This is a genomic window from Marinobacter sp. NP-4(2019), from assembly GCF_003994855.1.
GTDB lineage: Bacteria > Pseudomonadota > Gammaproteobacteria > Pseudomonadales > Oleiphilaceae > Marinobacter.
The window spans coordinates 1,418,471-1,442,001 of record NZ_CP034142.1; the positions used below are offsets into that span (position 1 = coordinate 1,418,471).

Annotated in this window: 21 protein-coding genes; 11 read left to right on the forward strand and 10 right to left on the reverse strand. The window is 54.5% G+C overall.

The genetic code is table 11. From position 1 onward, the window contains the following. Positions 1 to 25: 25 nt before the first annotated feature. Positions 26 to 1,300, reverse strand: coding sequence for a type II toxin-antitoxin system HipA family toxin (locus EHN06_RS06565; protein WP_127331285.1), 1,275 nt, complete (start codon positions 1,298 to 1,300; stop codon positions 26 to 28). Further along, a complete protein-coding gene (locus tag EHN06_RS06570) occupies positions 1,297 to 1,620 on the reverse strand; it encodes a helix-turn-helix domain-containing protein (RefSeq protein ID WP_127331287.1) in 324 nt (107 codons plus the stop codon). Before EHN06_RS06570 ends, EHN06_RS06565 begins: the two co-directional genes overlap by 4 nt. A gap of 286 nt (positions 1,621 to 1,906) precedes the next feature. Here EHN06_RS06570 and EHN06_RS06575 point away from each other — a divergent pair, with 286 nt between their 5' ends. Then, positions 1,907 to 2,794: a class I SAM-dependent methyltransferase gene (locus EHN06_RS06575; protein ID WP_127331289.1), complete on the forward strand. Its 888-nt coding sequence runs from the start codon at positions 1,907 to 1,909 to the stop codon at positions 2,792 to 2,794. Between the two features lie 81 nt (positions 2,795 to 2,875). On the opposite strand, the gene EHN06_RS06580 is transcribed toward EHN06_RS06575, so the two are convergent. Next, positions 2,876 to 3,601, reverse strand: a complete 726-nt coding sequence (locus tag EHN06_RS06580) for an FMN-dependent NADH-azoreductase (protein ID WP_127331291.1) — start codon at positions 3,599 to 3,601, stop codon at positions 2,876 to 2,878. A gap of 121 nt (positions 3,602 to 3,722) precedes the next feature. On the opposite strand from EHN06_RS06580, the gene EHN06_RS06585 reads away from it, so the two are divergent. Continuing rightward, positions 3,723 to 4,640, forward strand: a complete 918-nt coding sequence (locus tag EHN06_RS06585; protein WP_127331293.1) for a LysR substrate-binding domain-containing protein — start codon at positions 3,723 to 3,725, stop codon at positions 4,638 to 4,640. A gap of 3 nt (positions 4,641 to 4,643) precedes the next feature. Here the strand turns inward: EHN06_RS06585 and EHN06_RS06590 are convergent, their stop codons facing one another. Next, the gene (locus tag EHN06_RS06590; RefSeq protein ID WP_127331295.1) at positions 4,644 to 5,279 is read right to left on the reverse strand and encodes a glutathione S-transferase family protein; all 636 of its coding nucleotides are present in this window, start codon (positions 5,277 to 5,279) and stop codon (positions 4,644 to 4,646) included. Between the two features lie 151 nt (positions 5,280 to 5,430). Here EHN06_RS06590 and EHN06_RS06595 point away from each other — a divergent pair, with 151 nt between their 5' ends. Continuing rightward, on the forward strand, positions 5,431 to 6,387 hold the full coding sequence (locus EHN06_RS06595; protein ID WP_127331297.1) for a helix-turn-helix transcriptional regulator: 957 nt from the start codon (positions 5,431 to 5,433) through the stop codon (positions 6,385 to 6,387). A 62-nt stretch (positions 6,388 to 6,449) separates the two neighbouring features. Here the strand turns inward: EHN06_RS06595 and EHN06_RS06600 are convergent, their stop codons facing one another. From EHN06_RS06600 to EHN06_RS06615, 4 genes are all read right to left on the reverse strand, one after another. Then, positions 6,450 to 8,171 carry a cation:proton antiporter gene (locus EHN06_RS06600; protein ID WP_127331299.1) on the reverse strand — a complete coding sequence of 574 codons (1,722 nt, stop codon included), beginning with the start codon at positions 8,169 to 8,171 and terminating at the stop codon, positions 6,450 to 6,452. A 45-nt stretch (positions 8,172 to 8,216) separates the two neighbouring features. Continuing rightward, the gene (locus EHN06_RS06605) at positions 8,217 to 10,973 is read right to left on the reverse strand and encodes a cation-translocating P-type ATPase (RefSeq protein WP_127331301.1); all 2,757 of its coding nucleotides are present in this window, start codon (positions 10,971 to 10,973) and stop codon (positions 8,217 to 8,219) included. 180 nt (positions 10,974 to 11,153) lie between these two features. Beyond that, positions 11,154 to 11,810, reverse strand: a complete 657-nt coding sequence (locus EHN06_RS06610; protein WP_127331303.1) for a CoA transferase subunit B — start codon at positions 11,808 to 11,810, stop codon at positions 11,154 to 11,156. A 53-nt stretch (positions 11,811 to 11,863) separates the two neighbouring features. After that, complete coding sequence (locus tag EHN06_RS06615; RefSeq protein WP_127331305.1) at positions 11,864 to 12,565, reverse strand: CoA transferase subunit A; 702 nt, start codon at positions 12,563 to 12,565, stop codon at positions 11,864 to 11,866. A 123-nt stretch (positions 12,566 to 12,688) separates the two neighbouring features. Between EHN06_RS06615 and EHN06_RS06620 the strand changes: the two genes are divergently transcribed. Then, positions 12,689 to 13,582: a LysR family transcriptional regulator gene (locus EHN06_RS06620; protein WP_206075734.1), complete on the forward strand. Its 894-nt coding sequence runs from the start codon at positions 12,689 to 12,691 to the stop codon at positions 13,580 to 13,582. A 13-nt stretch (positions 13,583 to 13,595) separates the two neighbouring features. Here the strand turns inward: EHN06_RS06620 and EHN06_RS06625 are convergent, their stop codons facing one another. Further along, positions 13,596 to 14,366 carry an ABC transporter ATP-binding protein gene (locus EHN06_RS06625; protein WP_127334369.1) on the reverse strand — a complete coding sequence of 257 codons (771 nt, stop codon included), beginning with the start codon at positions 14,364 to 14,366 and terminating at the stop codon, positions 13,596 to 13,598. Between the two features lie 227 nt (positions 14,367 to 14,593). Here EHN06_RS06625 and EHN06_RS06630 point away from each other — a divergent pair, with 227 nt between their 5' ends. The 3 genes from EHN06_RS06630 (at position 14,594) to EHN06_RS06640 (ending at position 18,241) form a co-directional block, all read left to right on the forward strand. Further along, positions 14,594 to 15,436 (forward strand): fumarylacetoacetate hydrolase family protein, encoded by an 843-nt coding sequence (locus tag EHN06_RS06630; protein ID WP_127331307.1) that lies wholly within the window; start codon positions 14,594 to 14,596, stop codon positions 15,434 to 15,436. A gap of 41 nt (positions 15,437 to 15,477) precedes the next feature. Beyond that, positions 15,478 to 17,226 (forward strand): FAD-dependent monooxygenase, encoded by a 1,749-nt coding sequence (locus EHN06_RS06635; RefSeq protein WP_127334370.1) that lies wholly within the window; start codon positions 15,478 to 15,480, stop codon positions 17,224 to 17,226. A 73-nt stretch (positions 17,227 to 17,299) separates the two neighbouring features. Next, positions 17,300 to 18,241 carry a VOC family protein gene (locus EHN06_RS06640; protein ID WP_127331309.1) on the forward strand — a complete coding sequence of 314 codons (942 nt, stop codon included), beginning with the start codon at positions 17,300 to 17,302 and terminating at the stop codon, positions 18,239 to 18,241. Positions 18,242 to 18,382: 141 nt separating this feature from the next. On the opposite strand, the gene EHN06_RS06645 is transcribed toward EHN06_RS06640, so the two are convergent. After that, positions 18,383 to 19,069, reverse strand: coding sequence for a GntR family transcriptional regulator (locus tag EHN06_RS06645; RefSeq protein WP_127331311.1), 687 nt, complete (start codon positions 19,067 to 19,069; stop codon positions 18,383 to 18,385). A gap of 449 nt (positions 19,070 to 19,518) precedes the next feature. Here EHN06_RS06645 and EHN06_RS06650 point away from each other — a divergent pair, with 449 nt between their 5' ends. The 4 genes from EHN06_RS06650 to EHN06_RS06665 are packed head-to-tail and all read left to right on the forward strand — an operon-like array spanning position 19,519 to position 23,520. Then, a complete protein-coding gene (locus EHN06_RS06650; RefSeq protein WP_206075737.1) occupies positions 19,519 to 21,063 on the forward strand; it encodes a DUF1302 domain-containing protein in 1,545 nt (514 codons plus the stop codon). A 15-nt stretch (positions 21,064 to 21,078) separates the two neighbouring features. Then, positions 21,079 to 22,437, forward strand: a complete 1,359-nt coding sequence (locus EHN06_RS06655) for a DUF1329 domain-containing protein (RefSeq protein ID WP_127331315.1) — start codon at positions 21,079 to 21,081, stop codon at positions 22,435 to 22,437. A gap of 46 nt (positions 22,438 to 22,483) precedes the next feature. Continuing rightward, entirely contained in the window at positions 22,484 to 23,230 is a 747-nt protein-coding gene (locus EHN06_RS06660; protein WP_127331317.1) for a hypothetical protein, read from the forward strand. Positions 23,231 to 23,262: 32 nt separating this feature from the next. Then, the gene (locus tag EHN06_RS06665) at positions 23,263 to 23,520 is read left to right on the forward strand and encodes a hypothetical protein (RefSeq protein ID WP_127331319.1); all 258 of its coding nucleotides are present in this window, start codon (positions 23,263 to 23,265) and stop codon (positions 23,518 to 23,520) included. Positions 23,521 to 23,531 lie beyond the last annotated feature (11 nt).

Genomic DNA, 23,531 nt, shown 5'->3' on the forward strand with positions numbered 1-23,531 from the left:
GGCCCGGGAAGCCGTCTGTTTTGCATTATGTGGTTTCTATTCTGAAGTCGTTCCTGAGTTCTCGCCAGTGTGTCCTGAGGATGCGTTTGTGGTCATCTGTCATTGGCAGGTCTTCAAGCGCCTTCGGCCACAGGGTGCGGGCTTTTTCCATGGTGTCATCCAGGTGGGGCTTGATTGCTCGCCAGGGTATCCCGGATTTTTCAGCCCAGGACCGGAAGTGGGTCATCGTGGTGGCGTACCACTGTTTGCTTTTGCCCAGATTGAGCGCGAACTCACTTTCGTTCTCAATATACACACGGGTTGCGACGATGTCGTAGGCGGGAGAAAGCCTGGGTGTAACTTGATCAGGATAGAGCAAGCTCCAGTTTTTCAGGTGAGCATCCCCATTAGCGAGCAGGATGTTCACCAACAATCGTCGTGCAAATTGCTGGGCGTCTGTCAGACCGTCGCCGGCATACTCATAGATCACCCTGCCTATCTGCTCGTAGTTTGCCGAGTTGTATTTTTCATGGGGGTATTTCACCAGTATCTGTGCAAAGTCCTCCATGTGAACGCGTCCGTGCCCGTTACGATCAAACCGCTTGATGGCAAATGCCTGGCTTTCGTTCGGGAGGTTAATGGGCGGAAGGTTGTCCAGCTTGTTCAGATCGACCAGTTTGATGTCCGGGATATCTATGCCGGCCAAGGATGCGAGGGTCATCGCCGTGTATTCATTGAGCGGAACGTGACTGTGTTTCGTGGACGGTGTTTTGATGATCCAGTCGCCCAACTCGCCGCCTTTTGAGAGGTTATAACGACCATCCTTTTCTTTCATGGAGAATTTCATCTGTACGCCCGCCAGTGAAAACTTGTTTTCGAGGTGGGTTTTGTCGAATTTCACAGCTTTCGCCTTACCGTGAGTAGACAAAACGCTTTCCGGAACCGCTTCAGGCTCCATAGGCGTTGCAATTAATGCCCCGGGCAGGTCTTCGCCAAGATAGGAAAACAGGTGAAATTCATTATCGACATGAACCTTCAAGCCTTGTGCAATAAGCTCCCTGAGTGATCCTTCTGGCAAGAGATTGGATAGCGATGGATGGAGCTTTTGGTTGCGTGCCCAGGGCTCTGAAAGTAGCTTTTCGGAGTTCGGAAAGCGGGGATGCGTGATCAGGCTGAGAGTCGGGCGGTTCGGGTCTTCCCTGAATTCATCGGCAAAGCTCAGAACATTGCGGCCGTTCCGGAAACCCGCCAGGTAGCCAACCAGTCTGCCGTGAAGGGTCAGTTGGAGTACATTGACCTCTTCGCCTGTTGTTTCAGTCATTCAATATCCCCGAGCAAACCCTGCCAGGGATCATCTGACAGCGGTTTTTTTTCTTCGGAAGGGCGGGTTTTGGCGCTTTTGTTGTCAGACGGTTCGCCCTCCAGGATTGCCATGACCGCTTGTAATTTTTCCTGGGGAACAAGCACGAGTTCGCTTTTTAGGCCTTTGGCAATGAGTTCAAGTGTATCAAGCCGGGGATTTCCCCTGGACTCCAGGCGCTGATATTGCTGGCGGGACATGCCGACTCGCATCATCATGTCGTGCTGCTTCAGTCCAATTTCTAATCGGCGCTTTTTGAGTTGAGTCAGAAGTGAGGCCATAAGGAAGCCTTTGAGTTGCTTTTTATCCTATAGAAACATATTAGTTTCTTTTTTGGGGCGTAGCAACAAATATGTTGCGTTATCCTGCGCCTAATAGGAAGGGTGCAAAAAAGCAACTTATGTGTTTCAAAACAACGTCGCCAACTTCCGCTCGCGATTCCTACCATTCCGGGAACAAAGTGCCCACCCAATGCGTCCTTGCAGCAACATGGAATGGCTTGGTGTTACCGGCACTGGTCGGAGGCCCCATGCCCGTGAAAAACCAGATATCACAAGGGAGGATCCCATGAGCGAGGTCGCAACCAAACTGACTGAACCCACTGAATATGTGCAGTTCTGGAACGACACCCTGGCCGATAAATTCGACCGGTTCCGGCACATTCTGATGGAAGGCCTTAGTTATCACAGCCGGGTGCCTCTGGAAGGCCTGACTGTTACCTCGGGTAGTCGGATTCTCGATGTGGGGTGTGGCTGGGGAGATACCGCCATCCAACTGGCCCGCAAGACCGGGCCCGACGGTTACGTGCTGGGCGTCGACTGTGTGGAGCAGTTTCTGATCAAGGCCCGGGACGATGCCGGTAAGGCAGGGCTGGACAACATCCAGTTCATTACCGAAGACGTCGAGCGTTACCCCTTTGATGGTCGTTTCGACCTGTGTTTCTCACGCTTCGGCATGATGTTCTTCGAAAACCCGGTACTGGCCATGAAGAACATCCGCAGGGCCCTGAGGCCGGGAGGTGAACTGATCTTCATTGTCTGGCGCAGCAGCGACTATAACCCCTGGTTGGGTATGGCGAAGGAGGTGGTCCTGCGTTACCTGCCGGAACCGGGCGAGGGCGCCCGTTCCTGTGGCCCCGGGCCCTTCTCCATGGCCAGTACCGAGGTGGTATCAAAGCAACTGGAGATCGCAGGGTTTCGGGACATAAACTTCGAACAGCTCGATGGCCCGGTTACCGTGGGGAACTCGGTCCAGGATGCCATCAATTTCCAGTTGGCCATCGGGCCGGCCGGAGAAGTCTTTCGGGAAGCTGGAGAGCTGGCGGAGCAGCAGCGCCCGGAAATCGAAGAGGCACTGCGAGAGGCGCTTGCTCACTACCAGGATGATTCCGGGTGCATTGTCATGCCATCCAGTTCCTGGTGTATCTCGGCACGTAATCCGGAAAGTGGCCACTGAATGCCACTCAGCTACCGCGCTCTGAAAAGGCCTGCGAGCCTCTGGCCTGACTCTGAAGGTGATCAGAGCCAGGCCAGAGTATCACACAGTTTCAGGCTTCACCTGCTCTGCCGATTCATCGGTGCGCTTAGTTGCTAACGTATCCTGCAACCCGGCCGCCAGCGCATCCACCCGTTGCTCTGCTTCAGCAACGGAAGCAGCCAGAACGTCGCCGCCTTCCTCCTGATTCTCTACGGCAATGTAGTGCACATCGGTGATGCCAATGAACTCAAGCACCGTGGTCAGGCTGGGCTCAAGGTGATTCATATGTGCCAGTTCAGCGCCCGGTTCAAACCCCGCCCCACCGCGAGACGAGAGAATAACCGCGTGGCGGGGGCGGTCCGCGAGCAGGGGTGTGAATGGGTCTTCGGGAGTCGACGGGTCATACTCCACGGTCCGGCCCATGCGAACCACCTGGTCAACCCAGGCTTTGAGGGCTGCCGGCATGCCGAAGTTGTACAGCGGTGCGCCAATCACCAGTATGTCCGCTGCGACCAGTTCATCGATCAGTCGGTCACTTTCTGCCAGTGTGTCGTCCATCCAGGGCTCATGCTGCTCGGGCGGGGTGAAGGCGGCTTGTATCCATTGCTGGTCAATGAAGGAAGGCGGCGTGCCGCCGACATCCCGATAGGTCACGGTGTCTCCGGGGCGTTGGGACTGCCACCGGCCGACGAACCGATGGGTAAGGTTGCGGCTGTGGGAGCCGTGTTCATGGGTGCCCGCGCGGCCGGGGCGGGCGGAAGCGTCGAGTTGCAGGATATGGGTCATGTCGAGCTCCATTCGGTTGTGAGAAAATTCATCTGTTGTTGACAGCGAATTAAGCCTAAATCCATACTTTCAGGCTCACAAACGATCATTTTTTGCTCTTATAACTGAGGTGAATTCATCTATGAGTCCCCGCCGCCTACCGTCGCTTTCTGCCCTGCGAGCCTTTGAGGCCGCCGCCCGCCATGAGAGTGCCAAACAGGCCGCCGAGGAACTGTCGGTGACTGCAACGGCCATTAGTCATCAGGTTCGCGGGCTTGAAGAAGCGCTAGGAGTGGCCCTGTTCGTTCGCAAACCCCGACAGCTGGTGCTGACGCCCCAGGGGAGGGAACTGCAGGAGGTTTTGGGTTTAGCCTTCGACAACATCAGCAACACCGTTGAACGGTTAAAAGCAGTGCCAACGCGCCAGGCAGTCACCCTCTCGACGACGCCGGCTGTAGCCGTGCGCTGGCTGTTGTCCTGGGTATGTATGCTGCGAGATACCCATCCAGATATTGACCTGCGTATTCACGCCTCACACGAAGCGGTGGCGTTAGACGGAGTTACGGCGGATCTCGCCATCCGCTACGGGGATGGTCATTGGCCAGGTCTGGTCGCTGAAAAGCTGTTTGATAACACCTTCATACCGGCCTGCAGCCCCCTTTTGGGGCTCACCAGAGTGGAGGATCTGCCGAGCCATCCGCTGATCCACTTTCGTCCCCAGCAGGCATCGGTTACGCCGGTGGACTGGGCGGGCTGGCAGAAACGGGCGGAGATACCGGGGCTGGATGTCAGTGCCGGGCTGGTATTTTCAGACGAGACCCACGCGATTTCCGCCGCGTTGGGTGGCCAGGGGGTGGCTTTGATGAGTCGGCCGCTGATTAAGGATGAGTTGGCCGAAGGGCGGTTGGTGCAGCCCTTCGGTCCGGAACTGGAGGGTAAACCGTTCTATCTGGTTTACCCGGAAAGCCGCCGGCAGGATCCGACGATACTGGCCATCCGCGACTGGGTATTGAATGTGCCGGGCGGTTTATGCTCAGTATCGCCGGCTGTCGCCGTCTGACCGTCAGGCCATGGCAACGTTCATCTGCTCGGCCAGCGCATCGTCCAGCTCATTGGCGCGTTTGGCCGCGGGCCTGCTTTCCGTGCGGTTTACATATTCCTGGAAGACCTCGTTGGTCGGAATGTTCTTCTGCATCATTTCCCACCAGAGGTAACTGCTGACCAACACGTCCGCTGCGGTGAATTGATCGCCGCAGATGTACGGGGTCTGGCCCAGTACTTTTTCCAATGTATTAATGCTGTCTTCCACCCGACCGCAGCCGACCGCCTGCACGTTGCTACTATCGATTTTCCAGCCGTAGGCAAGGGCGCTGGTGGCCATCTCAAACGGGCCTGCCATGAAGAACAGCCAACGGTAATAGGCCCCGCGTTCCGGTGACTGTGGTGGCGGCGCCAGCTTTTTCTCCGGGAACTGGTCCGCCAGGTAGGCGCAGATGGCCGCCACCTCGGTCACAATCGCGTTGCCGTGTTTGATGGCCGGTACCTTGCCCATGGGGTTGATGGCCAGGTACTCCGGGGTTTTCATATCCGGGCCGAAATCCATTGTTTCCACCGTGTAGGGAATACCGACTTCTTCGAGCATCCAGCGTACAACGCGCCCGCGAGACATAGGATGCGTGTAAAAGGTGAGTTCTGACATGTCGATCTCCATTTCCTGCCAGTGTTTTAAAGGAAGTGATGTACTGCGAGATCAGGTTAGTTTGTAAATAGGTAAGAATCTGTCCTAAATAAATCGGACAATAGAATTTTTATGATAATCATCGGAAATCGACGCCAGGAGGAAGGCGATTATGTCTGGCCCTACAACCCGCGTGCTTACCGTACTGGAATTATTGCAGGCCCACGGCCAGATCGGTGGGGCAGAGCTGGCGGAGCGCCTGGGCGTGGATCGGCGGACGATCCGGCGTTACATTACGGTACTTGAGGACTTGGGCATCCCGGTAATGACGGAGCAGGGCCGCTACGGAGGTTACCGGCTGGTGGCGGGTTTCAAGTTACCGCCGATGATGTTCACCGAAGAGGAAACACTGGCGGTGTCTCTGGGCTTATTGGCCGCCCGGCAGCTTGGGCTGGCGGATGCAGCGCCGGCTATTGCCAGTGTGCAGGCAAAACTGGAACGGGTGATGCCGACCAACCTGAAAAGGCGGGTGCGTGGAGTCAGCGATACTACCCGGGTGATCCTGCCCCGGGGTGAACCCAGCCTGGATGACCGGGCCCTGCAGATTCTGACCGTTGCCTCCGAAGCGTCGCGAAGCGTGGGATTTACCTACCACTCACCTCAGCACGGCGGGATGGCGCGCAACGTTGATCCCTATGGGCTGGTTTTCCGCCAGGGGCGCTGGTATCTCACCGGCTTCTGCCATCTCCGGCAAGCCATGCGCTCATTCCGGCTGGACCGTATAAACGATGTCCATATGTTGGAGGGCACCTTCCAACGGCCGCCGGGTTTTGACGCGGCGGAGTTCCTGAGCGAGAGCCTGATGTCCTGGGGCCGAACCCATGAGGTGTCGCTGTTGCTGCATACGGATCGCAAGTCCGCCGCAGCCGTGTTTGATGTCCATTCCGCCTGTGCAGACCAGCTTGAGCGTCGTGATGACGGACTGCTATTGACCACACAGACCGACAGTTTCGAGTGGTTTGCCTGGTGGCTGGCGCAGCTCCCGTTCCGGTTTACCATCCTCAAGCCAGACGGCTTGAAAGATGCCTTGCGGGAGCACGCCACACGGTTGCTGGAATGTTGTGAGTGAGCGCGGCCGACCTGTTTTGAATAAGAACGATAAGGCAAGCTTTGGAAACACATAGAGTGTTCTTAAACCTGTTTATCGTTTTGTTCTCTGCTTGTGTCTTGTGGACCTGACTGGACATCAAGCCCTTCGAGCAGTAATTCGCAGGCGCGATCAGCCGCATCCTGAAAGGGTTCCAGAACAAGATCAACGCCCAGCAGCTTCAACTCTTCCGATTCCATTTTGCTTTGCGACACTGTCGCCACCTGGCCGGCGAACCCCGCTGCCCGGGTCAATTGAATAATCGTTTTCCGCATGTCCTCGGAGGAGACCCCGGTCTGGTGATGCGGAATGGCGGACACAACCCACTTCGCGTGTCTGAGCGGTAACTCGGCCACAAACTCCGCATCCGTGACATCTCCGTATTCGGTATTCAATCCCAGATGCCGCCAGTATTTGATGGCGGCGGGATTGAAGTCCAGTCCCAACACCCTGATGCCCGCGGCTTTGAGACGAGTGGCGATGGCTGTACCCAGGCGGCCCAGACCAAAAATGATCACCTGATAATGATCACCAGAGTGCTGTTCTGAAGACTGTTCACGGGGAGTGCCCGACCGTTCAAATATGTCGAGTAAAGGCTCAAACAGCCTGTAAAGTTGATGTGAATAGGTGATCATGTAAGTTGACGCCGCGATAGTGACAATGCCGACCAGGGTGACCAGGCCGAGTACATCCTGCTGCATATGACCCAGGCTGATGCCCATGGCAACGAAAATGAGCGAAAACTCACTGATTTGAGCGACCGTCAGGCCGGCGAGAAAGCTGGTCCTTTTTCGGTACCCCATGGCTCCCATAATGATTATGACAATCAGTGGGTTACCGATAAGAACAAACAGCGAGAAGAAGATTGCGCCGGAGATGTGAGAGCCCAGCAGCGACAAATCCAATTGTGCCCCCAGTGCGATAAAGAAAAACAGCAATAAGAAGTCGCGTAGTGGTGCCAGCCTGGCCGCGATACTTTCGCGATAGGGCGTGGAGGCCAGCGCCACACCGGCCAATAAGCCGCCCACTTCCTTGCCCAGACCCACCAGGTCGCCGAGTGCTGCAAACAATGCCGCTTGAGCGATGGCGTAAACGACCAGCAATTCGGGTGCTTTTGCCAGTTTTTCGGTGAGTGGATTGGCGATGTACCGGACAAACAGGATGACAAACAACAGCAAACCAATGCCGGAAATGGCCACACGCCAGACTGACGTGTTACTGGCAGGGTCGTGCCCCGTCCCTATACCGATCGCCGCCAGCACAATCATTGCCATGACAACGACAAGATCCTGGACAATCAGGAAACCCAGAGCGATCTGACCGTGCAAAGAGTCAATTTCCCGCTTATCCGAGAGCAGTTTGACGATGATGATCGTGGATGAAAAGGTGAGGGCGACCGCAACATAAATGCTGGTTATGTGGTCCAGGCCAATCGCCAGCCCGATAAAGTAGCCAAGGATGGATGTGAAAGCCACCTGGCCAAGCCCCGTGAGCACGGAAACTCCACCAATGGACCGAATCAGTTTCACATCCAGCTTGATACCCACCAGGAACAGAAGGACTGCAATCCCTAACTCGGAAAGAAGCTCGATCTGTTCCCGGGAATGAACAATATCCAGAACCGATGGTCCTGCGATCAGGCCAACAGCTATAAAACTCACAATGAGCGGCTGTCTCAGCAATATGCCGATGAACCCGATGAAGGCCGCCAACACGAGAAGGGCTGCCACCTCAGTGAAGGAGGATTGCACGATCAAATCTAGCAACGTTTATTCTCCTGATTCACATTCTCTGGTTCGCTCCCCTTCATGCTAGTTCAATCTGGCCGGCCATATGCGTCTGCGAACCCAGGTCTCGATTTCCAGGAGCACCAGCACGGTCACCCCGGCAAGACACGCGAAGATCAACATGTCCAGGGACAGCGCGCTGGTTTCAAAGGTGTCATGGAACCACGGCAGGTAGGTGAATAGTAGTTGCAGGGCCACAACTGTCGCCACAGCACCTAACACGACTGGCGTTCCCAATACACCGCGAAGGGTGATGGAAGCTGTATCCAGGTAGCGCACGGCAAACAGGTAGAAAACCTCCATAGCCACCAGCGTATTGACGGCCAGGGTGCGGGCCATGCTCTGGTCACCATGGTGGTGCATGGCCCAGAACCAAGCTGCGAAGATGCCCGTCAGGAACAGCAGCGACACGAGAAACACCCGCCAGACCAGAAACCCCTGCAGCAGGGACTGTTCTCTTGGCCGGGGAGGGCGTTTCATAACATCCGGCTCTGGCGGTTCAAAGGCAAGTGTCATGGCCAGGACAACGGAACTGACCATGTTGACCCAGAGAATCTGCAGCGCCGAAATGGGCAACGCCAATCCCAGCAGTAGTGCGGTGATAAGGCTGATGGATTCACCGCCGTTTATGGGCAGCATGAACGCGATGCCCTTTTTCAGGTTGTTGTAGACCGTACGGCCTTCACGGACAGCAGCGGCGATGCTGGCGAAGTTATCGTCCAGCAATACGACGGATGAGGCCTCCCGCGCAGCTTCTGACCCTTTTACGCCCATGGCGATGCCCACATCGGCCCGCTTCAGTGCTGGTGCGTCGTTGACGCCGTCGCCAGTCATGGCAACAACCCCATGCTGCGCTTGCAGGGCCTCCACCAGCCTAAGCTTGTGTTCCGGGCTGGTGCGGGCGAACACGTCCACTTCAGTTGCCAGTTGTTGTAACGCTTCAGTGCTCAGATCATCCAGTTCTTTCCCGGTTAATACCCGCTCACTGTTCCGCAGCCCCAGTTTGCGGGCAATGGCACCTGCGGTCAGGGCATGGTCGCCGGTGATCATTTTTACGCGGATACCCGCGTCATGGCAGTCCGAGATGGCCCGAATGGCCTCCTGCCGGGGTGGGTCCAGCAATCCCACCAGGCCCAGCAGTTCCACGCCGGTATCCAGGTCTTCCACCGCCAGGTCCGTGGTGCCACGGGGGACTGGCTTGCGGGCCAGGGCCAGTACCCTCAGGCCTTCCGAGGCCAGGTCAGCAATCACCTGATTCCAGCGGGTTCGATCCAGGGCGGCGTTATCGCCGTTTGCCGTTAACTCAGCCCCGCACATATCGAGAATCCGCTCCGGGGCGCCTTTCACATACACTACACCATGGCCATGGTGGTCATGGTTGAGGGTGGCCATAAAGCGGCTCTGGGTGTCGAAGGGGATCTCATCCTGGCGGGGCCATTCACGGGCACTGGTTTCGATATCGAACGACGCCTTGTGGGCAAATACCTTCAGGGCGGCTTCCATCGGGTCGCCCTGAATGCGTGGTGGAGCCGACCGAAAATCCAGATGGGCATCGTTGCAGAGGGCGGCTGCGCGAGCCAGCTCTTCCAGCGCCTTAGTGGCATCCGCAGGCTGGTTGTCCTGGCGAACCATGCCTTCCAGTTCATAGCCTTCGCCGGTCACATCCAGTCGCCGCTGGCCCAACACGGCGGTGGTGACCATCATTTCGTTGCGGGTGAGGGTGCCGGTCTTGTCTGAGCAGATAACCGATACCGCCCCCAGTGACTCAATGACGGGCATCCGCCGGACGACGGCCTGGCGACGTGCCATCTGGCGCACGCCTATGGCCAGGGTAATGGTTAGTATTGCCGGCAGACCTTCGGGAATCGCTGCTACCGTCAGGCCAACCACCGCCATGAAAAGTTCCCGGAAAGGCAGCCCGCTGAAAATCAAACCACCGGAAAATATGGCCACTCCGGCAACAATCACAATGATGGACAGCAAACGGGCGAAGCGGTCCATCTGTTCCAGCAACGGTGTTTTCAGGGTGGTGGTCCGGGCCAACAGGCCGGAGATACGCCCGATCTCTGTCGCCGTTCCGGTGCGAACCACCACGCCACGGCCGGTGCCCGTGGACACCATGGTTCCGGAAAAGGCCATACCGGTCTGGTCACCCAGCACGACCTCTTTGTCCACCGGTTCCGGGGATTTCTCCACCGCTTCGGATTCTCCGGTAAGGATGGCTTCCTCGATCTTCAGATTGTGGCATTTCTCCAGCCGGATATCGGCTGGCACGCGGTCGCCGGGTTCCAGCAATACCGTGTCTCCGGGCACCAGGTCAGCGGCATCCACATTATGTTGGCCATCCGCACGGACCACCCGGGCCTTGGGGGCCAGCATATGCCGGATGGCGGACAGGGCCTGCTCGGCCTTGCCTTCCTGTATAAAGCCCACCAGTGTCTGGATGACCACCACCGCCATGATGACCCCGGCGTCGACCCAATGCCCCAATACTCCGGTAATGGCGACTGCTGCCAACAAAATGTAAATGAGGAAGTTGCGGAGCTGACGCCCGAGTCTGGCGAGTGGACCGCTTGATCGTCCTTCCGGCAGGCGGTTGGGACCAGAGACCGCCAGCCGTGCAGCGGCCTCTTCAGCACTCAGTGGCGTTGTTGCTTCGAGTTGTTCCCTGACGTCTGAGGCATCCCAGGTGTGCCAGCATTGTATTTGGGCTTGTTCGGGTAATGTGTCGAAGTCTCGGGAGGAGTTCTGACCACTGTCGAGGTTGAAGCTGGAGTTCATGTCGAGGCCTTAAGTCCATGACCAACTAAACTGAAGAAACCTTCAAGTTAAGCAAGTATGGCCCTTCCTCGTGGGAGGAGGAACTGATAAGGATCAACTCGACAGATAAAAAAGCCCAACCAGCAAACTGATTGGGGTTGAGCAAAGAGACAACAGCGGGAAGCTAAACGAATAAAGTGCTCAGAAAGTCATTTCCGGTACGTGGTCCGGAACGATAAGGCGGCCAGCGGTTTTCGCGACAATCTCATCGACCGATACGCCTGGAGCCCGTTCCTTGAGAATGAAGGCTCCGTCACTGATCTCAATCCAGGCCAGGTCAGTCAATACTTTCTTGATACACCCGGCACCCGTTAACGGCAGGGTACAGCGCTCAAGCAGTTTGGACTCATTGTTTTTGGATGCGTGGGTCATGGTAACGATAATGTTGTCTGCACCTGCGACTAAATCCATGGCGCCGCCCATTCCCTTCACCAACTTTCCGGGGATCATCCAGGAAGCAATATTGCCATAGACATCGACCTCAAAGGCCCCAAGTACGGTCAGATCGACATGACCGCCACGGATCATTGCGAACGATTCAGCGGATGAGAAGATCGAGGCACCTGGCAGTGTGGTAACGGTTTGCTTACCGGCGTTGATCAGATCTGCATCCAGCTCACTCTCGGTTGGAAACGCCCCCATCCCAAGGAGGCCATTCTCGGATTGAAGCATGACCTCCAATCCTTCCGGGACGTAGTTTGCTACCAGAGTCGGAATTCCGATCCCCAGATTTACAAAGTAACCGTCTTTCAATTCGCGTGCTACGCGCATCGCTATCTGTTCACGTGTTAACGCCATGGTGTTCTCCGTTGGCTATCGGTTGTTTACAGGGAGGTTGAGGTTCGGAAACTCTAGGCACTGCGAACCGTGCGCTTCTCGATGCGCTTTTCAAATACACCCTGGATCAATCGATCGACGTAGATTCCGGGGGTATGGATCTGGGTCGGGTCCAACTCTCCTGGCTCTACAATCTCCTCAACCTCGACAACGGTGATTTGTCCAGCGGTGGCAGCCATGGGATTGAAGTTCTGTGCGGTGTGGCGATACATAACATTGCCATAACGGTCTGCCTTCCAGCCCTTAACAATGGCGAAGTCACCTCGAATCGCTTCTTCAAGAATGCAGGGGCGACCGTTAAACTCACGTACTTCCTTGCCTTCGGCTATAGGGGTTCCGTAACCGGTTGCGGTATAGAACGCGGGAATACCTGCTCCGCCGGCGCGGATTTTTTCGGCCAGGGTACCCTGTGGCGTGAGTTCCACTTCCAACTCACCTTCGATCAGCTGCTTTTCGAAGAGCGCGTTTTCGCCCACGTAGGACGAGACCATTTTGCGGATCTGCCTGTCTTCCAGCAGAAGTCCAAGCCCAAAACCATCGACGCCACAATTGTTGGAAACAATCGTCAGATCCCGGACACCCATTCGCTGGATCTCGACAATCAGGTTTTCCGGAATGCCGCACAGTCCGAATCCACCAGCGATTACGGTCATTCCATCCTCAAGACCCGCCATCGCATCTGCGTAGCTGTTTACGACCTTATCGAAGCCGGCCATATCTGATTCCTCTGCTTATTGTTGTTGCCGTCCACCGAGTCAGTGGCTTCTACTGAAACCAGTTTGCCTTACGTCTATAAATTAATTAAATTTGAAATATATTTTCATTAATAAGAATTTTAAATGATGACGGTCAAACAACTACGGGCCTTTCTGGCGGTGGCACGAACCAAGAGCTTTGCGGAAGCGAGCCATCTGGTTCATTTATCTCAGCCCGCTCTGAGTCTGGCGATCAAGAAACTGGAAGAATCATTGGGAGGTGCACTGCTGATTCGTACCACTCGGGTTGTCACTTTGACTCCGGAAGGCCAGGCGTTGTTTGAGAAAGGCCAGCGGTTGCTCGCAGACTGGGACAACACCGAGGATGAACTCGAGCAACGATTTTCATTGCAGAGGGGGAAAGTTGCTGTGGCTGCTATGCCGTCTTTTGCCGGAACCCTGCTTCCCAGAGCCCTTTATGAATATCGCGAGCTCTACCCCAACATCCGGGTTGAAGTACATGATGTTATTGCGGAGCGCGTAGTGGAAATGGTGCGTGAATCAAAGATTGAAGTGGGGATAACCTTTGATCCCGGAGCGTCCGAAGATTTGAAATTCACCCCGCTTTTTGACGATGAATTCATTGCGGTTTTGCCTGCCAGTCATCCGGGGGCTGGGCAATTGGCGATGTCCTGGAGTAGTCTGCTGGAGTCCGATTTCATTGCATTGCAAAGACCATCGCAACTTCGTGCACGAATGGAAACAGAGCTGGGGGAGTGTGGTCTGAAGCTTGATGTCGCTTTTGAGGCGCATCAGTTGGCGACCGTTGGTCGCATGGTATCTCAAGGGCTTGGCGTGGCGGCTGTGCCCTCTTTATGCCGTCAGCAGATGGAAGAGATGGGGGCCAGTTGCGTCAAACTCGTAGACCCGGTTATATCCCGTCGCGTGGGCGTCCTTGCCCGATACCGGGGTACCTTATCCGCAGCAGCTCAGGGATTGGTCAACGTAATGAGGGCAAGGCTTGGAGAAGATACGTAGAGAGTGACTCGGTTCATTGCTGCCAACAACGATACCAGCCGCCCCTTTCACTCACCTCCAGGTCTGTCATATAGAGCTCTGACAGGTTTGAACCTGTCAGGATTGCTTCCTTGGGACCATCGGCCACTACACGTCCTTCTTTTAGCAGGACGACTCGTTCTATCTCAGGAATGATTTCATCAATATGGTGTGTGGCGATAATGATGGAGTGGTTGCCGGAGCAATATTGGCGCAATAAATTGAGTAATAACGTGCTTGCGCCAATATCCAGCCCCGCCGAGGGTTCGTCCAGGATCAAAGCCTTTGGATGGTTAACCAGGGCACGAGCAATCAACAGGCGGCGTTTCTGACCAGTGGACAAGCGCTGAAACATACGCTGCGCCAACGGAGCCATTCCTACCCTGTCCAACATTTCTTCAGCGAGCTGCCTGTGTTTGCTTGTGGGTTGCAGGTGATCGTGGGCCCCGATAGCTCCAAAGAAGCCCGAGGTAACCACGTCAAGCGCGGTCGTGTATGGAGTGTAATCCTCCTGCAGATCCTGAGAGACGATCCCGATTTTTGATTTGAACTCCCATATGACGGTTTCTTTGTCGAATACCCTGACGTAACTATCGGGGGTATCCACCGGATAGATATCCCGTGAAAGCACCTTCAGCAGGGTGCTCTTGCCAGATCCGTTAGGACCCAGAATAGCCACCCGTTCACCATCCTCAATTGTTAGGGAGACGCCCTGAATCGCCTTGGTAGCTTGCTGGTAGGCGGTAATATGGCGGATATCTATCATCACTTTATCTTCCATCACTCTGGTAACTCATTGTTTTGCGGGCTGCTGCACATGCTATCTCGTCTCACTCTTATGTCCTGCTTTCCACGATAATATACAATAGTTGAAAAATATATAATATGGAATTAGAGTGTTGGTGAACTGGAGAGAGATGTACACGATTACCTGTAATCAGAGCCGTTTCGCAGATCTCTCTTATTGTTGGCGAAAAAAAGAGATTAATAACAATGAGATACCTGAGATTTATTCATAATGGTAAGCCAGTGCTGGGAGTCAGGACCGAAACCGGCGTACACATCGTGGGTGAGCGCGATCTTGAATCGCTGCTGGCGGACGGGATTGATCTGGCATCTTTCGGCCATGGAGCTGTCCGGTTTGGAGAAGAAGTGGTTGTTCCGGAAGACGCCTATCTGACGTTAATGCAGCGCCCGACAAAAGTGATATGCGTTGGCCTCAACTATTCAGAACACATCGATGAGTCCCCTTATGATCGGCCGGATTACCCAACGCTGTTTCCGCGTTTCAATTCCAGCCTGACCGCTCACGGGAAGCCGATCGTTGTACCTCGAATCTCTGATTCACTCGATTACGAGGGAGAAATGGCGGTGGTACTCAAGAGCGGTGGTCGCCACATCTCCAGGGAAGATGCACTCAATTGCGTAGCCGGGTATTCCGTCTTTAACGAAGCGTCAGTGCGGGAGTATCAGTTCAAATCGCCACAGTGGACGGTTGGCAAGAACTTCGATGATACCGGCGCATTTGGCCCGGAATTGGTGACTCCTGACGAGCTCCCCGCAGGCGGGAAAGGGCTGCTTCTCGAGACGAAGGTCAATGGTGAAGTGGTTCAGTCAGCCAGCACCGACACCATGATTTTTGATGTGGCCACATTGATCTCCACTATCAGCGAAGCAATAACCCTCGAAGCAGGGGACGTGATAGTGAGCGGTACTCCCTCAGGGGTCGGATTCGGCATGGATCCCAAACGCTATCTCAAGCATGGCGACATTGTAGAGGTGAGTATCGAAGGTATAGGCACGCTTCGTAACAAGGTTGTGGATGAGCTGAAGTAGTCCAACCGTTTCATAAATACTATAAAAACAAGGTGAGTATTATGAATAAAATTCAAACAAAAGTTTTAATTGTAGGGGCCGGGCCTGCCGGCCTTGCCACGTCTTTGGCTCTCTCCCGGTATGGTATCTCCCATGTCCTTGTTTCAAAGTATCCGGGGACTGCCAACTCCCCCAGAGCACATATTACCAACCAGGGTTCCATGGAGGTCTTCAGGAGCCTGGGTGTTGAAGAAGAAGTCTGTAAAGTGGCCACTCGTTCAGACTGGATGGCTAACAATGTCTGGAGTACCGGGTTCAGCGGTCAGGAGATTGCAAGGCTACGGACCTGGGGGCAAGGCCCGGAACGAAAATCCGACTATGATGCGGCCAGCCCCACTTCAATGTGCAACATCGGGCAGCACGAACTTGAGCCGGTTCTCCTGCGGGTTATTGATTCTTTGGGCATCGCGGAGCGCAAGTTTTATCACGAACTGGTGAGTTTTGAGCAAGATAGCAATGAAGTCGTTGCCGAACTGCGCTGTCGTGAAACGGGCGATCTGGTTGAAGTGCATGCTGACTACATGATTGGGGCCGACGGCGGCCGAAGTATGATCGTGGAGAACCTCGGTCTTGAGATGCTTGGTGCCATGGGGCTGGGGCATGCCGCAAATATCTGGCTGGAAGCCGACCTGAGTCATTTGGTTGCCCACCGACCTGGGGTGCTTTACTGGATGATGACGCCTGGTAACGAGTACTGGGTGGGAGGCGGCACCTTCATTAACGTGAAGCCCTGGAACGAGTGGATCATGCTGTTTATGTATGATCAGGAGAGGGGCGAGCCGGATTTCAGTGACGAAGCGTTGATTGACCGGGCCCGGAAACTGATCGGCGATCCCGATGTCCAGATTAAAATCAAAGCCAAGAGTAAGTGGACCATAAACCATTGTGTGGCCACCAACTACAGCAAAGGGCGGGTGCACTGTATGGGGGATGCCGTACACCGTCATCCGCCAGCTAATGGCCTCGGCTCGAATACGTGTGTGCAGGATGGTTTCAATATCGCCTGGAAACTGAAATATGTCATTGAAGGCAAGGCAGGACCGGGTCTTCTTGATTCCTACAGTGAGGAGCGTCAACCAGTTGGAAAGCAGGTGGTGGATCGTGCCATCAACAGTGTCCACAACATGGCGGCGTTGAACGAAGCCCTGAACTTCAGGGAAGGTCAGACTCGGGCCGAAGGGCAAAGAGAGCTGGATATTACGTTCAGTGATACGCCGGTGGGGGCTGAGCGCAGAAAGCAGTTAAAGGCTGCCGTAGAACTCCAGAACTATCAATTCAACTGTCATGGGGTTGAGCTCGGCCAGCGTTACAAAAGCAGGGCTATGGTTTCCGATGGAACCCCTGAGCCCCAGTACAGGCGCGATCCTGAATTGTATTACCAGCCGACAACCTGGCCTGGCGCCCGGCTGCCACACGCGTGGCTGGAGCGGGACAAGGAAGTTGTTTCGACTCATGATGTGACCGGTCAGGGGCAGTTTGTGCTTTTGACAGGCATTGGGGGCGATGACTGGGCAACTGAAGTCGAGCGGATTAATGCCGAGACAGGGCTTGATATCAAAGTGGTCAGGATCGGTCATGGGCTTGATTACGAAGATATTTACGGCGACTGGATGAGACTTCGCGAGATTAATGATGATGGCTGTGTGCTTGTCCGTCCGGATCATTTTGTCGCGTGGCGATCGGTTTATAAAAGCGATGACAATGTCAGGAAACTGGACGGTGTAATCCGATCCGTTCTTGACCTCAGATAATTAGAACAAGACCCAGTGGTGGCTGAAGGGGTGGGTTTTGACTCTCAGCCACCACATAGAAAACAGGTGGCATATGGTTACTCATAATCGACCCGAGGTTGCCGTTCACTCGATTGATCATTTCTCTCAGATTGTTCCTGATCTAGGAGTCGCACGAGATTTCTACTCCGAGTTTGGGCTGGATGTGTCCGAGGAAGACGGCCGCCTCAGATTGCGGACTCAAGGGGATAATCACCCGTGGGGATATATTTACGAAGGGAAGAGAAAGAAAACAAACTATATCTGTTATGGGGTATTTGAGAGGGATATTGAGGCATTAAAGAATAAGGTGACTGGTGCCGGGATCACGTTGAAGGATCCGCCCGCACAGTGCCCCGTTCAGAATGCTTTTTGGTTCTGTGATCCGGATGGAAATACGGTCGGTGTCAGGGTCGCGGAGAAAGTGACGCCGAACGCTAAGGCACGCCATGTGTATAAGTCGGCGCCCGAAGGTCAGTGCGGCGCCCTGAATCGCAGGAATGCACCGAAAGTCAGGCCATCCCGTCTTTCCCACATTCTGATATTCGTCTCTGATGTGGAGCGATCCATTGAGTTCTACCACCAGACCCTTGGGCTGCGTTTATCCGATGTTGCCGAAGACGCAGTGGCGTTCATGCATGCGCCTCATGGCGCGGACCATCATACTCTGGCTTTCGCAAAATCTGATGGTATCGGGATTCACCACACAAGCTGGGACGTGAGCAGTATCGATGAAGTCGGACTTGGGGCCATGCAGATGAAAAATGCTGGCTGGCAAGAAGGGTGGGGCGTTGGTCGTCACGTCCTGGGATCCAATTACTTCTACTATGTCAGAGATCCCTGGAAGAGTTACTGCGAGTATTCATTTGATATCGATTACATTCCGGCTGGATCAGACTGGAAGGCCGGGCACCATCACGGGGAGGATTCCCTTTACCTGTGGGGTGAAGACGTGCCTGCCGAATTTGTGAAGTGTTATGAGTTCAGGGAGGAATGAACCGGTCTGGCGACTATTAGCTCAAGGTTGCCGGGCTTCTGATTTTGGTCTGAAAGCTTTGTCGCCAGAGAGAGTCAGATACCTCAATGCCAGAGGGTGAGGTGTCTGGCTCTCTTTGTCTGCTTTAATGGCCTCTCGAGGCTACTTCTCAGTCATCATTGCCGCGATGGCATCCGCCGTTTTTTCGTAATGAGCGGTCAAAACGGCTTTTGCACGTTCTATATCCCGTGAAATCACCGCTTCCAGAATCTCTTTATGCTCAGCCGGTACGTCACGTTTTCCTTCCGCAGTGTATTTTTGTGATAAGAATCGATACCTCGACGTCTGATCTCTGAGAGTGGCGGATATTTTTTTCAGCCAGAAAGAGTCGCAGTTTGATAGGAGCGCATCATGGAAATCCTTGTGCACCGTCTCCCAGCGATCAGACAGCTCTCCAGTGTCCGGGTTCTTAAGCGGGAGATTGGTCAGGGTATGATGGACCCCAAGCAGGCGGCTTTCCCATTCCAGGTCCGCATTTCGAATAGAGTTCTCCAGCGCCTGACATTCGATCATGCAACGTACATGGGTGATATCGTAAATCTCGCTGGTGGTGATATTCCGAACACTGAATCCCTGATGATCGACCAACTCGATGAAACCCAAGGCTGTCAGCCTGGATAAGGCTTCCCTCAAAGGAATGGAGCTGGCGTCATAGCGCTCCATCAGGTTCTTGATACGGAGTTTGGTCTGGGGCACCAACTCACCATTGATGATGTCCGCCCGGATCTTGTCCTCGACAGTTGAAGCAAGCGTTTTCTTGGGCGCGGATTTAGTAACGTTCGCTGTCATCTATGTACCTCATAACAAAAATTCGGAGCCGTTGGCGGCGCGTCCTGCGTCCACGGTCACCAAAGCAAACTGCCGATAGTCAATCCAATAATATATATCTTTTATAATTATATACTATCTCGAGTATCAGGCAAGATGAAGTGAGCGTCAACGGCTAAGTAAAGCAGCTCCTGTGTACTGCGGCCAGCATAACGCTTTGTTTTCTCAGGGTAGCACCTCTCATTCCTCTCACCTGGCAATAAAATACAAAACCAAAATAATATACAATTCTTGTAAAATAGTTTTTTCGAGGGTATAAATATCTCTAGTTGGTGCTGACGCTACTTCTCCGTCGAGATAGGGCGGAGGACGGCCAGCAGAAATAAAGCTAATAAAATCAACAAGAGAAGCGCCTTATGTACACCCAAATCCGATCTCTCGGGACGCTGAAGAGGAGTGTCCTACTATCAGTGGCGGTTAGCTGTGCCACAGCCAATGCCGCAAACATCCACAGCTCTGAAGATGTAAAAGTTCGCTTCGACAATACGGTCAAGTACAGCGCTGCTTACCGCCTGAAAAGTCAGAGCAGTGATCTCACCAACACCTTCCTGAATATTCTGGACGACGGTAACCGCAATTTTGATCGCGGCCTCGTATCGAACCGTGTCGATCTGCTTTCTGAGCTGGACCTTGTTTATAAGAATCGAATGGGCGTCCGGGTGTCTGGGGCGGCCTGGTATGACGATGTTTACAACCAGAGTAATGACAATGACAGCGATGCGACGGTGAATACCACGTCAGTACCGGCTGGAAGGTTCTCTGATGCTACACGTGATGAGATGGGGCGGGATGCCGAGATTCTGGATGCATTCCTGTTTCTGAAGAACGACCCATACAGCAACACCCCGTACAGTGTGCGGGCAGGGCGGCACACGGTGGTATACGGTGAAAGCCTGTTCTTCGGTGCTAACGGTATCGCCAACGCCCAGGCGCCGATTGACCTGATCAAGTTGCTCTCCGTTCCAGGTTCTCAATTCAAAGAAATCATCCGTCCGGTTGGGCAAGTCTCAACACAGATCCAGCTTACTCCGAAGGTGTCGTTTGGTGCCTACTACCAGTTTGAGTGGGATGAAGCCCGCCTTCCGGCTTCTGGTAGTTACTTGAGCGACGTGGATATTGTCGGGGCTGGTGCTGAGTGGCTGGTGCCAGGTGCCATTCCTGTCAGAAGTGGTGAGGCCAGCGATAACGGCCAGTTCGGCGCCCAGCTCCGGTTCCGTCCTGGCAAGGGCAGCGTCGAATACGGCCTTTATGCAGCCCAGTATCACGACAAACTGCCTCAGTTGTATCTCGATGTGACCAACAATGAGCTTAATCATCTCTACATCGAGGATGTTAAAACTGCCGGCGCAAGCTTTAGCACGGTGCTGGGCGATGCCAATGTAGCCGGTGAACTCTCCTATCGATGGGACGCACCATTGGTCAGTGATCTGGTGGCGGCCCCGGAAGGGGCCAATGGCACCAATAACCAGGTTCACGCCATCGGGGAAAGCCTTCATGCCCAGCTATCCGCCATCTATCTGATGTCCGAAAGTCCATTGTGGGACGGAGCCGAGTTTCTGGGGGAGGTAGCGTGGAATACGCGAATGGATATTACCGACAATCCGGAAGCACTGGACCCCAACACAACAAAGAGCGCAGCGGCCCTGCGTTATTTGTTCACTCCCCAATACTTTCAGGTCGCACCAGGCCTGGACCTCAGCCTGCCCATCGGCGTCGGTTACAACTTCTATGGACGCTCCTCTACCGTCTTTAAATACAACGGCGGAACCGAGCATGCCGGCGATTTCAGTCTGGGGCTCAACTTTGACTACAAGCGCAAGGTTAAAGGCGGCATTTCCTATACCCACTATTTCGGAGACGAAGAGCCCTTCCTCGATGACACCGGGACGATGACCTTCGGTCAGTCCCTCGCTGACCGGGATTTTATCTCGCTCAACATCCGCACCACTTTCTAAGAGGTGAAAGTAACGATGAACAACAAAATCAAGACACTCGTCGCGACAACAGTGCTCATAGCCTGCAGCAACACCTTCGGTGCGGTTTCGTCCGAAGAAGCCATGGCACTCAAGAATGAACTGACGCCTTTGGGCGCAGAAAGAGCCGGTAATGCTGATGGTTCGATTCCGGCCTGGACCGGAGGTGTAACCGAGGCCGATGTGGCCAACGCCACCGCCCAACCGCGAGAGAATTATTTTGCGGATGACGCCGTCCAATACGTTGTTGATAAGAATAACGTGGATGAGTACTCGGAACTTCTGTCAGAGGGCGTTCAGGCGTTGATCAACAAATACCCTGACTCCTTCCGTCTGAACGTATATGAGACACGCCGAACAGCCGCGGCACCGGAGTGGGTGTACGAGAACACTTACCAGAATGCCCTGCGTGCAGTTGCGACTGAAAACGGGAACTCGGTCGAAAATGCGTACGGTGGTACCCCGTTTCCGATTCCCAAAACGGGCGCGGAAGTGATGTGGAATCATTTGTTGCGCTGGAAGGGTGAGTCTGTGGAACTGCCATTCCGGGTATTCGTGGGATCCTCCGATGGTAAAACCACCCTGGCGGTTGCCGCAAAAGATGAACATCAGATGCCCTATTACTACGAGGACGGCGACCTCGACAGCTTCCAGGGCGATGCACTGCTGATCAGGCAGTTGCAGACAGAGCCAGCCTTTAAAGCGGGTGAGTCAATCCTGATCCGTGATCCCCTGGATCAGGTTAACGAGGGTCGCAAGGCCTGGCAGTACCTTGCAGGTCAGCGCCGGGTCCGTCGTGCACCGACCATCGCTTTCGACACCCCGGATTTCGTGGCCTCCGGCCAGAACTACTTTGATGAAGTCTTCATGTTCTTCGGGTCTCTGGAACGTTATGACTGGAACCTGTTAGGGAAGCAGGAAATGCTGATCCCTTACAACAACAATGCTTTTCTGACCAAGACATTTGATGAGGTGCTTGACGGGCACCACCTGAATTCAGATCAGATGCGATGGGAAAAGCATCGTGTCTGGGTCGTTGAAGCCACGCTTGCAGAGGGCAAGCGCCATGTTGTTCCGAAGAAGCGTTTTTACGTGGATGAAGACAGCTGGTCGGTTGTGTTGGTCGATGGATACGACGCGAACGGAGAGCTTTGGAGAGTGCAACACGCGGTGCCGTTTGTTGCTCCTGAGATTCCGGCGGTCGTTACTACAACGTTCACCGCTTTCAACCTTCCCGCCGACACCTGGGTCGTCAACCTGCTTTATAACGAGCAAGACGTCCAGTACCGCCCGGTACGTCGTCGCCCGGATATCTATTTCACGCCGGATGCACTGGCCGGTTCCGGCATTCGATAACTGAAAACGCCGGGACCCGGTGGTCCCGGCGATTGAAGGTTTCACTATGTACGTATTTAAAACTCTGTTGATAACGGCTTTGAGTGGGCTAATGCCGATGCTTGCCATAGCAACTGGCAGTCTGGACCCGCTCGAGACCTCAAGCTATGTGAGCCACAGATTGAACTCCAGCGTCATGCTGACGATAGCCCGGGCGGGTGATGAGCTGTTTATGGCCGGTGAACGGGGGATTGTCATGCGCTCCTCGGGGGATGGGCAATGGTCTCAGGATCAGGTACCGGTTTCGACCAGTATCACCAGAATCAAGCCCGTTTCCAATGGACTGTTAGCTCTGGGGCATTCCGGCACTGTGCTGCTCCTTGCTGATGCCTCCCAGTCCCAATGGCGCATTCTGATTAATGGCGAGGATATCCCCGATATCTACCAACAATACATCGATCAGGCGGAGTTAAGTGATCCGGAAAAGTTGATGCTCGAGAGGGAAGTGGCCAGCCATACCCAGCAGGGCCCGGATAAACCGCTGTTCGATGCCATTGAGGTTGCTCCGGGGCGAGTACATGTGTTCGGTGCCTATGGTTTGGCGCTGGAGATGACATTCTCGGGGAGGACGTACACATCGAGCCTATTACGCATCGATTTGAAGAGAACGAATACATGCACCTTTACGGTGCGGCACACCATGGAGACGCGATCTATGTGGTGGGAGAGCAGGGTACTTTATACCGTTCCGACGATGCCGGCTTCAGCTATGTCAGGCAGGAAAGCCCGTATCCAGGCTCTTTCTTCGGTGTAACGGAAGCTCAGGGGGCGCTCTATATCTACGGAATGAAAGGGCACCTGTACCGACAGCGCGATGAAGGGAACTGGGAGCTGGTCAACATACCGACCGAAGCTGCCATCGCAGACATCTCAACTTCGGACGACAACCAGCTTTATGTCCTGTCTCAATCCGGGCAGGTCTTTTCTGGCTGCGATACCCGTTGTGAACCAAGTGGTCGAGTCAATGCACCCGCTGCCGGCATGGCGCTCAAGGGTGACCGGATCTATTTCTCGACCTTTGCGGGCCCACAGTCCCTCCAGTGACGCGGTGAAAG